General features: G+C 68.7%; 11 protein-coding genes and 3 tRNA genes. 4 read left to right on the forward strand and 10 right to left on the reverse strand.

The features are described from left to right. The first annotated feature begins 205 nt into the window (after nucleotides 1-205). Complete coding sequence (locus MOM01_RS13060) at nucleotides 206-1636, forward strand: DEAD/DEAH box helicase (protein ID WP_241385867.1); 1431 nt, start codon at nucleotides 206-208, stop codon at nucleotides 1634-1636. 7 nt (nucleotides 1637-1643) lie between these two features. On the opposite strand, the gene MOM01_RS13065 is transcribed toward MOM01_RS13060, so the two are convergent. From MOM01_RS13065 to MOM01_RS13075, 3 genes are all read right to left on the reverse strand, one after another. Next, nucleotides 1644-2666 carry a CobW family GTP-binding protein gene (locus MOM01_RS13065; protein ID WP_241385868.1) on the reverse strand — a complete coding sequence of 341 codons (1023 nt, stop codon included), beginning with the start codon at nucleotides 2664-2666 and terminating at the stop codon, nucleotides 1644-1646. Nucleotides 2667-2736: 70 nt separating this feature from the next. Next, nucleotides 2737-3372 (reverse strand): MBL fold metallo-hydrolase, encoded by a 636-nt coding sequence (locus tag MOM01_RS13070; RefSeq protein ID WP_241385869.1) that lies wholly within the window; start codon nucleotides 3370-3372, stop codon nucleotides 2737-2739. Then, complete coding sequence (locus tag MOM01_RS13075) at nucleotides 3369-4454, reverse strand: S-(hydroxymethyl)mycothiol dehydrogenase (RefSeq protein ID WP_241385870.1); 1086 nt, start codon at nucleotides 4452-4454, stop codon at nucleotides 3369-3371. The genes MOM01_RS13070 and MOM01_RS13075 overlap by 4 nt, the downstream gene beginning before the upstream one ends. 283 nt (nucleotides 4455-4737) lie before the next feature. On the opposite strand from MOM01_RS13075, the gene MOM01_RS13080 reads away from it, so the two are divergent. Beyond that, entirely contained in the window at nucleotides 4738-6504 is a 1767-nt protein-coding gene (locus MOM01_RS13080; RefSeq protein ID WP_241385871.1) for a cutinase family protein, read from the forward strand. Nucleotides 6505-6521: 17 nt separating this feature from the next. Here the strand turns inward: MOM01_RS13080 and MOM01_RS13085 are convergent, their stop codons facing one another. Further along, nucleotides 6522-7799 carry a LuxR C-terminal-related transcriptional regulator gene (locus tag MOM01_RS13085; RefSeq protein ID WP_241385872.1) on the reverse strand — a complete coding sequence of 426 codons (1278 nt, stop codon included), beginning with the start codon at nucleotides 7797-7799 and terminating at the stop codon, nucleotides 6522-6524. A gap of 83 nt (nucleotides 7800-7882) precedes the next feature. Between MOM01_RS13085 and MOM01_RS13090 the strand changes: the two genes are divergently transcribed. Together MOM01_RS13090 and MOM01_RS13095 are read left to right on the forward strand one after the other, a co-directional pair. Next, nucleotides 7883-9475 carry an AMP-dependent synthetase/ligase gene (locus MOM01_RS13090; protein ID WP_241385873.1) on the forward strand — a complete coding sequence of 531 codons (1593 nt, stop codon included), beginning with the start codon at nucleotides 7883-7885 and terminating at the stop codon, nucleotides 9473-9475. A 68-nt stretch (nucleotides 9476-9543) separates the two neighbouring features. Beyond that, nucleotides 9544-11388 (forward strand): siderophore-interacting protein, encoded by a 1845-nt coding sequence (locus tag MOM01_RS13095; RefSeq protein ID WP_241385874.1) that lies wholly within the window; start codon nucleotides 9544-9546, stop codon nucleotides 11386-11388. Between the two features lie 90 nt (nucleotides 11389-11478). On the opposite strand, the gene MOM01_RS13100 is transcribed toward MOM01_RS13095, so the two are convergent. The 6 genes from MOM01_RS13100 to MOM01_RS13125 form a co-directional block, all read right to left on the reverse strand. After that, nucleotides 11479-11551 (reverse strand) — tRNA-Ala (locus MOM01_RS13100). A 73-nt stretch (nucleotides 11552-11624) separates the two neighbouring features. Then, nucleotides 11625-11697 (reverse strand) — tRNA-Ala (locus tag MOM01_RS13105). 73 nt (nucleotides 11698-11770) lie between these two features. Beyond that, nucleotides 11771-11843 (reverse strand) — tRNA-Ala (locus MOM01_RS13110). 142 nt (nucleotides 11844-11985) lie between these two features. Next, nucleotides 11986-12735, reverse strand: coding sequence for a thioredoxin domain-containing protein (locus tag MOM01_RS13115; protein ID WP_241385875.1), 750 nt, complete (start codon nucleotides 12733-12735; stop codon nucleotides 11986-11988). 37 nt (nucleotides 12736-12772) lie between these two features. Then, nucleotides 12773-13264: a MauE/DoxX family redox-associated membrane protein gene (locus MOM01_RS13120; protein WP_241385876.1), complete on the reverse strand. Its 492-nt coding sequence runs from the start codon at nucleotides 13262-13264 to the stop codon at nucleotides 12773-12775. Between the two features lie 26 nt (nucleotides 13265-13290). Beyond that, nucleotides 13291-14508 (reverse strand): MFS transporter, encoded by a 1218-nt coding sequence (locus tag MOM01_RS13125; RefSeq protein ID WP_241385877.1) that lies wholly within the window; start codon nucleotides 14506-14508, stop codon nucleotides 13291-13293. Nucleotides 14509-14522: the final 14 nt, after the last annotated feature.

Raw genomic sequence — 14522 nt, forward strand, 5'->3', positions numbered from 1 at the left:
GGAACGACGGGAGTCACGCGGCGGTGCGGTAGGGTGACATGGTTCGGGTGTCACGACGACACCCACCGTCGTGGGATACCGGCGGCCCGGGATCGTGCCCGGCCCGCATGCACAGATGCACCGGCCTTCCTTGCGGCGATCGCACAGCACCACGGGCTCCGCCCGTCGAGTGCACACACGCCGCATCGAAAGGCAGCGCTGTCCTATGACCACATCTTTCTTCGAACTCGGAGTTCCCCGCCCGCTCGTCGCCACTCTGAACGACGCCGGGATCACCAGCCCCTTCCCCATCCAGGTGGACACGCTCCCCGACACCCTCGCCGGTCGCGACGTGCTCGGCCGCGGACGCACCGGTAGCGGTAAGACCCTGGCCTTCTCGATCCCGCTCGCCGCCCGCCTCGGCGGCCGGAGCACCCGGGCAGCCGGGCGCCCGCGTGGCCTGATCCTGGCCCCGACTCGCGAATTGGCCACCCAGATCGCCGCGGTCGTCGAACCGCTCGCGCATTCCACCGGACTGAAGGTCACCACGATCTTCGGCGGTGTGTCGCAGAAGCGGCAGGTCGAGGCGCTGCGTCGCGGTGTCGACATCGTCATCGCGTGCCCGGGCCGCCTCGAGGACCTGATGCGGCAGAAGTTCGTCACCCTCGACGACGTCGAGGTCACCGTGCTCGACGAGGCCGATCACATGGCCGACCTCGGATTCCTGCCCGGCGTCACCCGGATCCTGGCCGCGACCCCGAAGGACGGTCAGCGCCTGCTGTTCTCGGCCACCCTGGACAACGGCGTCGACAAGCTCGTCAAGCGCTTCCTGAAGAATCCGATCCTGCACTCGGTCGACGAGGCCCACTCCCCCGTCGCCGCGATGACCCATCACGTCTTCGACGTCGCGGGCGTCGACGCCAAGAAGGATCTCGTCCGCACCCTCGCTTCGGGCACCGGACGCCGAATCCTGTTCATGCGCACCAAGCATCAGGCCCGCAAGCTCGCGAAGCAGCTCACCGACTCCGGGATTCCCGCGGTGGATCTGCACGGCAACCTCTCGCAGAACGCACGCGACCGCAATCTCGCCGCGTTCTCGTCGGGCGAGGCCCGGGTGCTCGTGGCGACGGACGTCGCGGCGCGCGGTGTGCACGTCGACGACGTGGAGCTCGTCGTGCACGTGGATCCGCCCGCCGAGCACAAGGCATATCTGCACCGGTCCGGTCGTACCGCCCGCGCCGGGAGCGCCGGCGACGTCGTCACCGTCGTTCTGCCCGACCAGCGCAAGGATCTCGCGGTCATCATGCGCAAGGCTGCGATCGACGTCACCCCCGTGAAGGTGACGGCGGATTCGGAGCACGTGCTGAAGCTCGTCGGCGAGATCGCCCCGCACGTCGCGCCGGCTCCGAAGCAGGCTGCCGCGCCTTCGCGGCCGCAGCGCAACGGCAGCGGTCGACGGTCGTCGGCTCCGCGCCAGGGTTCCGCCCAGCGTTCCGGTTCGGGACAGCGTTCCTCGGGGGGACAGCATTCGTCCGGCGGGCAGCGCTCTTCGGGTGGCCAGCGTTCCTCCGGTGGACAGCGTTCATCGGGTCAGGGCGCAGCAGCCACGACCGGCGGTCGCCGGCGTCCCCAGCGCCGCACCTCCGCGTCCCACTGAGGTCGGTTCAGCGTGGCGTGAACCGGTGGATCGCGTACATCGCGTCCGCGGACACCGGTTCGGCCGGCACGCATGCGCGTAGCCGCTCCCGCACATCCTCGGTGTCGAGATCGGCGCCGATGACCACCAGTTGCGTACCGTCGGGGATGTCGTCACCGCGACCGGCCGGATCGAACCGGATGTAGTCGCCCACGGTGTGCAGGAGATAACTGCCGCTGTTCAATCCGGCGGCGACACGCACGTACCCCTTGATCCGGAACACCCCCGCAGGCTGGTTCTCGAGAAAATCGACCAGCAGGCGGGGGTGCAGTGCGTTCGCGGACTCGAACGTGATCGCGTCGTAGCCGTCGTGCAGGTGGGCGTGATGGTCGTCGTCCTGCTCGTAGAGCAGCCGGTCGAGCGTCAACTGCTCGCCGGGCTGCGGATCCGGGCGGTCCGGAATGTCGAACAGCAACGCCGGGTCGATACGGCCGTGTTCGGTCGAGACCACCGCGGCGCGCGAGTTCATGCGGCACAGCCGGGTGAGCAACTCGTCGTGGGCGTCACCGTCGATGCGGTCGATCTTGTTGAGCAGCAACAGATCTGCCAGAGCGACGTGCTGCTCGAGTTCGGGATGTTGCGCCGCGGCCGCCTCGAACTCCACCGCGTCCACGACCAGCACGAGACCGCCGTAGGTGACGAACTCGTTCTCCGAACCGGCGACGAGCCGGATCATGTTACGGGGTTCGGCGAGTCCGCTCGCTTCGACGACGATCACGTCGAGATCGGACGAGCGATGCGCGAGCTTGTCGAGCATCGCATCCATGTCGCTGACATCGACTGCACAGCAAAGGCATCCGTTGCTGAGCGAGACCATCGAGTCGACCTGCCCGGCGACCATCATCGAATCGATGTTGACCGAACCGAAATCGTTGACGATCACTCCGATACGCGCACCGCGGGTGTTGCGCAGGAGGTGATTGAGCAGCGTCGTCTTCCCCGACCCGAGAAAGCCGGCCACCACGATCACCGGAATCTGCTTCTTCGCCATGAGGTGAGGGTAACGGTGCCGTGGTGCGTGGTCCGGTAGCCGATGCCACCGGACCACGGCACCGCTGGTGTCAGCTTCCCCGTCGGATCCATTCCTCGAGATGCGGCGACTCGGTGCCGATCGTCGTGCCGTCGCCGTGGCCGGTGTGCACCTTCGTCTCGGCGGGCAAGGCGAACAGCTTGTCGCGGATCGAGCCGATGATCGTCGGGAAGTCCGAGAACGAACGTCCCGTGGCTCCCGGTCCACCGGAGAACAGGGTGTCGCCGGTGAAGAGCTCACCCGCCTCGGGCAGATACAGACAGGTCGAGCCGGGCGAGTGCCCCGGAGTCGCGATCGCCCGGATGTCGGTGCCTGCGACCCTGATCCGTTCTCCGTCCTCGAGCGTGCCGTGGGCGACGCCGGGGTGGGTCATCTCCCACAGCATGTCGTCGGCCGGGTTGAGCAGGATCGGAGCGTCGAGCTTCTCGGACAGCTCCGGAGCGACGGTGATGTGGTCGTTGTGTGCGTGGGTGCACACGATCGCCACGACCTTCCTCCCCGCCACGGCGTCGATGATCGGCTGGGCTGTGTGCGCCGCGTCGATCACCACGACCTCGGAGTCGTCGCCGACGAGCCAGATGTTGTTGTCGACCTCCCATTCGCCTCCGTCGAGCGCGAAAGTGCCCGAGGTCACGACGCGGTCGACGCGGATCGGCGAGGTGCTCACAGGACCACCACCGAACGCAGCACCTCACCGCGGTGCATCGTCTCGAAGGCCTTCTCGACGTCCTCGATGCCGATGCGCTCGGTGACGAACTTCTCGAGCGGCAGACGGCCCTGCTGGTAGAGGTCGACATAGGTCGGGAAGTCGCGCTCGGGCAGGCAGTCGCCGTACCAGGAGCTCTTGAGCGAGCCTCCGTGCGAGAAGAAGTCGATGAGCGGCATCTCGAGGGTCATGTCCGGCGTGGGCACACCGACGAGGACGACCGTGCCGGCGAGATCGCGCGCGTAGAAGGCTTGCTTGTAGGTTTCCGGACGGCCCACCGCCTCGATGACGACGTCGGCGCCGAAACCGTTCGTCAGTTCCTTGATCGCTTCGACGGCGTCGACGGAGGTCGAGTTGACGGTGTGGGTCGCGCCCAGGTCGGTGGCCCACTCGAGCTTCTTGTCGTCGCGGTCGACGGCGATGATCGTGCCGGCACCCGCCAGGCGCGCACCCATGATCGCGGCATCACCGACACCGCCGCAGCCGATGACCGCGACGGACTGTCCGCGGGTCACCCCACCGGTGTTGACCGCCGCGCCCAGACCGGCCATGACGCCGCAGCCGAGCAGGCCCACGACGGCCGGATCGGCACTCGGGTCGACCTTGGTGCACTGACCCGCGTGCACGAGGGTCTTGTCGGCGAACGCTCCGATACCCAGCGCGGGGGTGAGCTCGGTGCCGTCCTCGAGCGTCATCTTCTGCGTGGCGTTGAAGGTGTCGAAGCAGTACTGCGGCTGGCCCCGCTTGCACGCGCGACACTGTCCGCACACCGCGCGCCAGTTGAGCACGACGAAGTCACCGACGGCGACCGAGTCGACGCCTTCGCCGACGGACTCGACGACACCGGCGGCCTCGTGACCGAGGAGGAACGGGAACTCGTCGTTGATGCCACCTTCGCGGTAGTGCAGGTCGGTGTGACACACACCGCAGGCTGCGATCGCGACGACGACCTCACCCGGTCCGGGATCGGGGATCACGATCGGGACCACCTCGACGGGTGCTCCCTTCGAGCGAGCGACGACTCCGCGGACTGTTTGCGACATGGTGTCTCCATTCGTGATGCGACCGGCCATCGGTGATGCGACCGGCCATGCGTGATACGACCGGCACTGTGCGGTAGTTCCGACCCTAGCCACTGTTCCGGCACTCTGCTCCTGCTCGAACGGCGGGGACGACCCCGTCGAACGGCCAGGCCCGGCCGGTAACGCTGGGCCGTGCGGATCGGTTGCGATGTAACACTCCGGCCGCGTCCTACGACGATTGTTACGACCCGCCGCACTTCGGCGGGCAGCAATTCCACGGTGAGAAACGGATTGGTCGATACCCATGGCACTTCGAGAATCGCTGTCGCGTCGGAAGATCCTTGCCGGCATACTCGCCCCCACCGCGCTGGGCGTCGCGGCAGCCGCCGCGATCGTGCTGCCCCAGCAGAACGCGCCCACCGTGGCCGATCCGTATCTCGCAGGCCTCGCGACGACGACCGAATGTCACGACATGGTGAGTCTGGGCATCGGCGGTCGCGGCGACATCCCTCGCGATCAGGCGAAGATGCTCGTCGACGAGAACGGCAACAAGCTGCCCGCCGCCCAGCAGGGCGCCTACCGCAGCCACTGGGTCGAGCCCGTGATCAGCGCGCCGCTGGCCGATCACGAGAAGGACGAGGGATACGCGGCGATCTACATCGAGTACCCCGCCGACCTCGCCAGCTACGAGAACGCCGTGAACACCGGTGCCGAGAACACCATCGAGGTGATGAAGGCCATCCGGCGGTCCTGCCCGAACACCCAGTTCGCCATCGTCGGCTTCAGTGAGGGCGCCGACGTCGCTCGCCGGGCAGCGATGCAGATCGGCAATCAGCAGCAGGCTGCGGACGGTTCGTGGGCCATCGTCGACCCCGGCGCGGTCAGCGGGGTCGTCATCCTCTCCGATGCCGGCCGCGCGGAGGGCGAGGGCTTCTTCCCGGGCGCCGAGGGTGACAATCCGAACGGCTACGACCGTCCGTACCAGCCGGGCAGCGGTGCTACTCCCGGCCGCGGAGTGCTTCCCGACACCGCCGGCGGATTCGGCCACCTCGACGGCAAGATCGCGTCGTTCTGCTCCGAAGGCGACTTCACCTGCTCGGCCCCCGACAACATCGCGCTGATCGAACTCCTCGCGAACGTCGGCCGGCAGGTCAACGGCGACGCGCTCGAGCGCGAAGGCCTCACCGAGGCCACCGGCGCCGACCTCGCCCAGGTCATCGGCAGGATCGCACTGCTCGCCCTCGCCGACATCTCGGCGGACGAGGACTGGATGCGTTCGGACGAGACCTTCCTCGAGGTTCTCATCAAGGTCTCCGATCCGAGTTACGATCCCGCAGCACCGCGCCCGACCACGCCGGTGGCCTCCGACGAGGATTCCACCGGCGACGCCGAAGCACCGATCCCGGCAGACCGGCTCGCGAACCTCGCATACCTGCCCGAGAAGATCGTCAAGGAGCTCGTCGGGTTCATCCGGACCAACCAGAACACCCTCGCGGTGGTGCTCGCCGATCCCTACGACCAGACGTTCGGCTACGACCGTGAGACGGACGACCACTACGGTCACCACTTCGACTACTGGGACGACGACATCGACGGCAAGGGCACGACCACCGTCGAGTACGCGGCCGCATGGCTCGAACACCTCGCCCGGCAGGCCAAGGAAGGCAACGAGGTCGATCCCGCGAAGGTCGACAAGGCCGCGGTGCTCATGATCGCCGAGGAGACGGCTGCGGCCGAGACCACCCCGGTATCCACCACACCGGCGCCCTCGCCGGCCCCGAGCACTCCGGAAGGCGCGCCGGCCGAGGGCAGCACAGTGCCCGCGCCCGTCGACGGTCTCCCGGCCCCCGCCGCGGGAGATCCCGCCGTGCCGCCGGCCGTCCCGGGCGCTCCCGAGGCAGGTGCACCGGCACCGGTGACCCCCACGACTCCCGCCCCCGTCCCGGCCGAGACCACGACGCCTGCAACGGCAGAGCCCACCCCGGGAGCCGAGGACACCACCACGCCCGATAGCACCACCCCCACGGTCACCGTCCCGACGACCACCACGCCGGCTCCCCCGGCTGCCTGACAATCGAGAACTCGGCGTCAGCTCGCTGCGCGGATCCCGGCCTCTGCCCCGAGTGCTGCGGCTTCCCCGCGGGTGCTGACGCCGAGTTTTCGTAGTACGCCGGCGACGTGGAACTTCACCGTCGATTCGCTCACACCGAGACGCTCGGCGATGACGCGATTTCGGCGTCCCGCGACGAGATGTTCGAGCACTTCGATCTCGCGGGGGCCGAGGGCGGCGAGCGCGTCGAGGGCAGGCCCGTCCGTCGCCGCGACGGGCAGATCCAGCGGAAAACTCACCGCGACCCGCGTCCCCCATCCCGGAGTGGACTCGGACTCGATCCCGCCACCGAGGGTCTCGACGCGGTCGCGCAGCTGACGTTCGAGGTCGGCGACATCGAGTTCGCCCTTTCCGTCGTCGCGCACATCGACCAGCAGTGTCGAGTTGTCGCAGCTCCAGGCGACGCGGACACGGGACACATCGCACTGGCCCGACATCGCGAGCACGGCCCCGCGGACGACGGCCCGGGCGGCGTGCGCGACCTCACCGGGCAGGCCACGCCCGCCTACCGGAGGCGTGATCATCTGCAGGTCGAGCGGCCGGTGCCGCACCAGATCACGCAGTTCGCCGTGCAGCCGGGCGAATGCAGTGGTCAGCGCTTCCTCCGCGAGTTCCCGGTGCAGGTCCACCGACGATCGCAAGCCGATGAGTGCCTCGGTCGCCGTTTCGCGGGCCGTGACCCGGGCGCGGGTGTCGTCGAGATCCCTCGACCGCAGCGTCGCGAGGATCGTCTCGAGGGTCACCGCGTGCGCTTCGGTGAGTTCGGCGACGGTGCGTGCCCGCTCGGCCGACGCAGCCCGCGATTCTGCGAGATAGGCGGGACTCGCCGTGTGCACCTGCAACCGGATCGCCGTGGCGACCACACCGAACGCCGCCCGCACGAGCTCGAGAGCCGCCGGCGTCGCGCGCGGTCCGTGCGGCACGAAGAGCAACAGTGTGTCGGTGCTGTCGAGGATCGCGCACACCTCCCGGTCGCGGCCCGCGATCCGGAAGCTGCCTCGCCGGATCTCACCCGGGGCGAGTTCGGTGCGCACGCGATCGAGTTCGGTGACGGTGACGCGGTCGACGACCGTGGGATCGCCGGCGACCTTGCGGGGTCTGCCGGTGCATTCCCGCGTGAAGATCACCATTGCGGAGTGGGGCACGAGGTCGTCGACGTACCCGGAGAATCGCTGCGCTATCTCCGCGAGCGGTCCCGGGAGAACATCGCGTAGTTCGGAGATCAGGACGTCGGGACGGCGGACAGCGTTGCTCACGTGCTCACGATATCCACGTGCCGAGCGGTAACATTCTTCGCACGGACGACATCGACGTTCCGCCCGTGGGAGGTGCTGCGACAGTGGCCGACACCCACCCGGCGACGACAGGCCCCACCGCGGCCGACGATCCTGTCGGCGGTCCGGTCACCGTCCCGGCTCTGCTGCTCGACCGGGTGACCCGCTCCCCCGGCGCCGTCGCCTACCTCCGGCCCGTCGGTCGTCATTGGCGCCGTTCGACGTGGGCCGAGGTCCGCGAGGACGTCTTCGAGCTCGCCGCGGGTCTGATCGCCCGCGGTGTCGAACCCGGAATGCGGGTCGCGATCTGCGCGATCACGTCCTACCGGTCCGTGCTGGCCGATCTCGCCGTCGCATGCGCGGGCGCTGTCACCGTCCCGATCTATCCGGCGACGCGCGGGGACGAGGTGCGCTCCCAGCTCCTCCGCGCGCGGACCGTCCTCGGCATCACCGACCGGGCGGTGCCCTTCGCCCCCTTCCGGAGTCTCGACCGTCTCGGCGAACTCGCGTGCGAGGGCCGCCGCCTGCTCGCCCGCGACCCCGGCGCCGTCTCGCGGCGTATCGCCGGATTGTCGGCGGACGATACCGCCGCCGTGATCTACACCGCGTGCGACGACGGGCGCACGAAGGGCGCGTGCCTGACGCACCGCGGCGCGACCTACGGTGCTCGGGCCGTCGCGCAGACCGGAATGATCTCGTCGGCCGATCGACAGTTGCTGTGGCTTCCGCTCTCGCATGTGTTCGGCCGATCACTGCTGTTCATGGCGATGCATGCGGGAGCGACCACGGCCGTCGACGGCCGTGCCGATCGGGTCATCGGCAACCTCCGTTCGGTGCAGCCGACCTTTCTCGGTTCGGTCCCCCACGTACTCGCCAAGATCGCCCGACTCGATCGGGGCGAACTCGGGGGGCGGCTGCGCTTCGTGATCTCCGGATCTGCGCAGTTGCCCGGTGAGATCGCCGCTCGGCTCGAGCGACTCGGGGTGCCGGTCCTCGAGGGCTACGGCATCACGGAGACCTCGGGGCCGTCGTGCGTGAACCTTCTCGGGGCGCACCGCTCCGGCACCCTCGGACGACCCTTGCGCGGCACCGAGATCCGCATCGCCGACAACGGCGAACTGCTCGTCCGGAGTCCCGGGGTGATGACCGGCTACGAGGACGATCCGGCGAAGACCGGGGCCGCGCTCGATGCCGAGGGCTGGTTCCACACAGGCGATCTCGCCGAGATCGACGCCGACGGTTTCGTCACCGTCACCGGCCATCGGAAGGACACCTTCAAGACCAGCACCGGTAAGTACGTCGGTCCGACCGCTCTGGCCGCCCGGTGGCGAGAGGTGTGCCCGGGCGCCGAACTGGTCGTCGCCGGCGAGCTGCGTCCGTACTGCGTCGGACTCGTGTTCGGCACCGCTCCCGAGTCGGTCGTCGCCGCCGCGGTGGATCGGCTCAACGCACGGTCGGAGCCCTGGGAGCACATCCGCCGGTTCGCCACGGTGCGCACTCCCCTCGACGAGGCGGACCAGGATGGCGCCGGGCGGCCCATCCGTGGGCGTGTGCTCGCCCGCTACGCGGAGACGGTCGAAGCGTTGTACGCGCACGGCGCGAAGCCGACCGGGCGTGCCGCGTCACACCTCGGGACATCTGAAGTAAGGTTCGCCTAAAACAGGTCGCCGTAGGGCCGGGTCCCCGGCCGTGTCGCCGCCCACGACCCCTGCCGAGGAGAACACACATGGCTCGAAGTCTTCGCCCCATCGAGGTATTCCCCATCACCACGCGGTATCTGACCGTGCTCCGCGTGACGGACGTGAGTCCGGGAATGCGGCGGGTGACACTCGGGGGCGAACAGTTGCAGGCCCATGTCGCGGCGAACGGCTATCCGGTCGCGGCATTCCGGTCGGACGGGGTCGACGACGAGTTCAAGCTGATGTTCAAGCACCCGGATCTCGAGGAAGCACTCGGTCCGAGTCAGGCCGACGGCGTGGTGAACTGGCCGCGGGATCCGAAACTGCTCATGCGCACCTATACGGTGCGCCGGTGGGATCCGGTCGCCGGCGAGATCGACGTGGACTTCGTGCGCCACGGGGTCGGTCCCGCGTCGAGCTGGTCCTATCGTGCAGAGCCCGGGGAGACCATCCAGATCGCCGGACCGAAGTCCTCGTCCGGTCACCCCGAAGATGCGGACTGGACACTCCTCGCGGGCGACGAGACGGCACTGCCGGCCATCGGGCGGTGGCTCGAGAACTGGCCCGCCGGCGAGCGCGGCCAGGTGTTCGTCGAGATCGCGGACGACTCGCACCGTCAGGATCTGCCGGTTCCCGCGGGGGTGGAGCTGACCTGGCTGAGCCGCGACGGCGCCGAGCCGGGCACGACCACCCTCTTGTTCGACGCCATCCGGGCCGCCGACTGGTGGGACGGGAAGGTCTTCGCCTGGGTGGCCGGCGAGACCCTCACGCTCACCCCGATCCGGCGGTGGCTCCGGAACGAGAAGGGTCTGCCCAAGGAACAGGTGGAGGTCACCGGCTACTGGCGCCGCCAGGAAGTCGCGGTGTCGGAGGGCGACGCCTCCCTCCCCGATTTCGAGGCCACGGAGGACGAGCGTGATCGCTTCGACGAACTCGCGGAGATCGCACCGGGTTTCGCACTCCGGGTCGCGGCCACGATCGGGCTGGCGACCGCCTTCGACGCCTCGCCACGGACGCTCGACGAACTGGTGACCAAGACGGGGGCGGACCGGACGGGACTGGGGAAACTGGTGCGCTATCTCGTCGCGGTCGGCGTCGCCGAGGATCTCGGCGACGGACGGTTCGAGCTCACCGGGGTCGGGCGCGAGCTCGAGGACGATCATCACGTCGACGAACTCCGGCTCGACGGTGTGCACGCGCAGCGGGAGCTGGCCGGCATGCTCGCGCTGCTCACCGCGGTGCGCACCGGTCGCGGTGACGACACCCACCGATTCGGCAAGAGCTTCGCCCAGCGTGTCGCCGACGACGCGGCGCTGCTGACGGACCGTCTCGAGCACGAGGCAGAAACGGCCGTCTACTTCGCCGACGCGCTCGCAGCGAAGGTCCCCTCCGGTGTCTCCACCGTCGTCGTCGCCGGTGAAGCCTCCGGCTCCTATGCCCGTGCCCTCGTCCGCGCGAACCCGGGGGCACGGGTGACCGTGGTGGCTGCGCCCTCCGAGATCGAGATCCTGCGCCGCATCCACGGTGAGCACGAGCGGGTCGGATATGTGCCCGGCAGCATGCTCGACGCCCGTCCCGAGCCGGTCGACGCGATCCTGCTGACGGGACGGCTGAACGAACTGCCCGACGCCGACGCGGTCCACGTGCTGAAGCAGGCCGCAGCGGGGCTGAACCCCGGTGGGCGGATCCTCGTCTTCGGTGACGTCCTCGACGAGCTCGCCCGTGACCACGACTTCGAGGACGATCTCATCGACTTCGCGCTCAGCGGCGGCGGAGGTCGTTCCCACGAGGAGTATCTGGCGCTGTTCGACGCGGCCGGCTTCGAGGAACCCGAGCGCACCACGGTGGGCTGGGGGCTGACGTTGTACACGTCCGTCGGCTCGACGGGATAGGGAATGCGCCGTTGCTGCGGCCTCGCGAACCGCGGGGCCGCAGCACTCGCAGTGCCGCACGCACTCGCAGTGCGGAACAGGCCCGAAGGGTGGAGCTAAGGGGACTCGAACCCCTGACCCCCACACTGCCAGTGTGGTGCGCTACCAGCTGCGCCATAGCCCCTTGCGCGGTCTCTACGGGGACCGCCACCGAAGACTACAGGCGAGAGTATGCACTCTCGCCTGTAGCGATCTTGTGGAGCTAAGGGGACTCGAACCCCTGACCCCCACACTGCCAGTGTGGTGCGCTACCAGCTGCGCCATAGCCCCTTGCGCGGTCTCTACGGGGACCGCCACCGAAGACTACAGGCGAGAGTATGCACTCTCGCCTGTAGCGATCTTGTGGAGCTAAGGGGACTCGAACCCCTGACCCCCACACTGCCAGTGTGGTGCGCTACCAGCTGCGCCATAGCCCCGTATTCGGTTGTACCGCTGCGCTCCGGTCACCCCTTCGCGCTGAAAGAAAACTACACCATCGCGCTCGACGCCAACAAATCGGCTGGTGAGCAGGGTGCAGGTGGTGGGAGCAATGCCGCCTCTCCCACCACCTTCGCCCGCCTATCCGACGAGTTCGGCCACCCAGTTCTCGTTGCCGAGGGCGTCGACGACGGTTCCCTCGTGCACGACCGCCGGGGTGCCGGCCGCACCGGTCGTCGCGAGCAACTGCCGGCCGGCCTCGGCGTCGGCGGCTGCCTGCTCGGTCCGCGCGCCGTCGGCGATGCACTGCACCGCGTCGTCGGATGCTCCGGCGTCGCGTGCCATCTGTGCGAGACCGGCATTGTCGATGTCGCCGTTACCACCCTCGGCAGGCTGGTTGTCCGGGGAGAGCAAGGCGTCGTGGAAGGCGGAGAAAGCCTGGGCGTCCCCGGTCTCGGCGACGCACTGCGCTGCGGCCACCGAACGGGTGGAATAGTCACCGCTGCTCGACGCGCGGTCGAGGAAGGCGAGCATCCGGTAGCGAACCGCCACCTGGCCCTCGTCGATCGCCTGCGCGAGCTCCTGCGAATGCTTGTGTTCGAGTTCGGCGCAGTACGGGCACAGCGGGTCCTCGTACAGATCGATGGTCGTCGCCGCGTCGGGTCGGCCCAGCAGGATCGCGCCGTCGTCCTCGATCGCCACCTCCACCGCGGAGTTCTGCACGGTGCCGTAACCGTCGTTGCGCGCGTCGCTGCCACGCGAGGACCACAGGACACCACCGATGACGAGGGCACCGATCACCAGGATCGCGATGCCGCCGAGAATGTAGGTGACCCTGTTCGACGTCGGCTCCGGTGAGTACTTGCCGGATGAGACCTTCTTCGCGCTCACGAATACTGTCCTCTGCTCGTCGATACGAAGTACGTTCTCACTCTGCCATCGTCGGCTGAGGGGCCGCTGAGAGGGAAGCACGAGAACCCCGTGCGAGCGCGAACCATGTCCGCGGACGGACCGTCAGCCACACCGACATCGCCAGGAAGCCGACGTCCCGGGCGATCTCGATCGCGTAGTCGCGGCCGTCGATGCCCTCGACCACACCACCCCCACCGAAGCATCCGCAGTCGATCGACAGACCGCGCGCCCACGCCGAGACGATCGCAGCGATGAGCGCGACCAGGCCCAGCGCGCTGAGCACTGCTGCGGGACGGGTCGCCACGCCTACCAGGAGCATCGAACCGAGCAGCAGTTCGAGCACCGGGAAAACGGCGGCGAACGGTCGCACCAGGTCGGCGGGAAGGATCTGGTACGCGCGTACCGCCACGACGGTTTGAGTCGGATCGGAGAACTTCACCCAGCCGGAGACGAGCCAGACGGCCGCCAGACCGTATCGCGCGAGCGTGGAGACGAGACGGACCCACATGTCGCCGACAGTACCGAGCGGAGGTCTCACCGGGGAGTGTCGTCTGTCACCGGGGTCTCTGCCGGCGCACTGCGGGTGCGCCCGGCGACGAGCCACGGCACGGTCGCCACGAGCATGATCACGCCCGTGACCGCGAAGGCCGTGGAATACGACAGCCGGTCCGCGAGGAAACCGGCAGCGATCGGACCGATCACCGCGCCGACGTCCGCGACCATCTGGAAGGCGGCGAGCACGGGCCCGCCGCGCGCCTTGCTGCCGATCACGTCGGCGACCGCAGCCTGCTGCGACGGGTTCGACAGTCCCGAACCCATACCCGCCACGAACGACGTGATGAGGAACCAGACCACGCTCTCGGTGAAGCCCATGAGGATGGTGCTGGTGCCGCACACCGCCAGGCCGGCCAGGACGAAGGGGCGGCGGCCGTATCGGTCGGACAGCCTGCCGGATTTGATGAGGACCAGAGCGTTGCCCACCGCGAAAGCGGTCAGCGCCACACCCGCGAAGGCTTCGCCTTCGTCGAGCGCCTCGACGACGAACAAGGGCACCATCGCCACACGCACCCCGAACACCAGCCAGCCGTTGGCGAAGTTCGACCCGAGCGCAGCCCGGTAGACGGGTGATTCCAGTGCCTGCCGCAGGCTCATGACCGGTACGCCGTCGCCGGTGTCGGGGCGGGCGAGATGCGACGACCGCAGACTGATCCCCACCACCGCGGCGGCCACCAGCAGCGCCACGGCGTAGATGAGGAAGGGCGCCCGCAACCCCAGTCCGATGAGGGCGCCGCCGAAGAGCGGGCCGAGGATGTTGCCCATGAGAAAGCTGGTCGCGTACAGGCCGGAGACACGGCCGCGGGCGTCGGCGGGAGCAATCCGCACGAGCAGACCCAGCGCGGAGACCGTGAACATCGTCGAACCGATACCGCCGAGCGCCCGGAACACGAGCAGTTGCCAGTAGCTCTCGGCGAAGGCGCAGGCGCCCGTGGACACGGCGACGATGAGCAGGCCCGTGATGTAGACGGGCCGCTCCCCGAGTTTCTGCACCAGAGTGCCGCTGGCCGGCGCGAACAGCAGCCGCATCGCCGCGAAGGAGGACACCACCACGGTCGCGGCCGTGACGCCGACGTCGAAACTGCGTGCGAACTGCGGCAGCGCGGGAGCGACGAGACCGAAGCCGAGCGCGATCACGAAGCTCGCGACGACCAGAACCCAGATTTCCCGCGGCAGTGCCGCGTCACGTGTCCGCATGATGCCACGATGTT

The sequence above is a fragment of the Rhodococcus sp. CH91 genome, from assembly GCF_022554085.1.
Taxonomy (GTDB): domain Bacteria; phylum Actinomycetota; class Actinomycetes; order Mycobacteriales; family Mycobacteriaceae; genus Rhodococcus.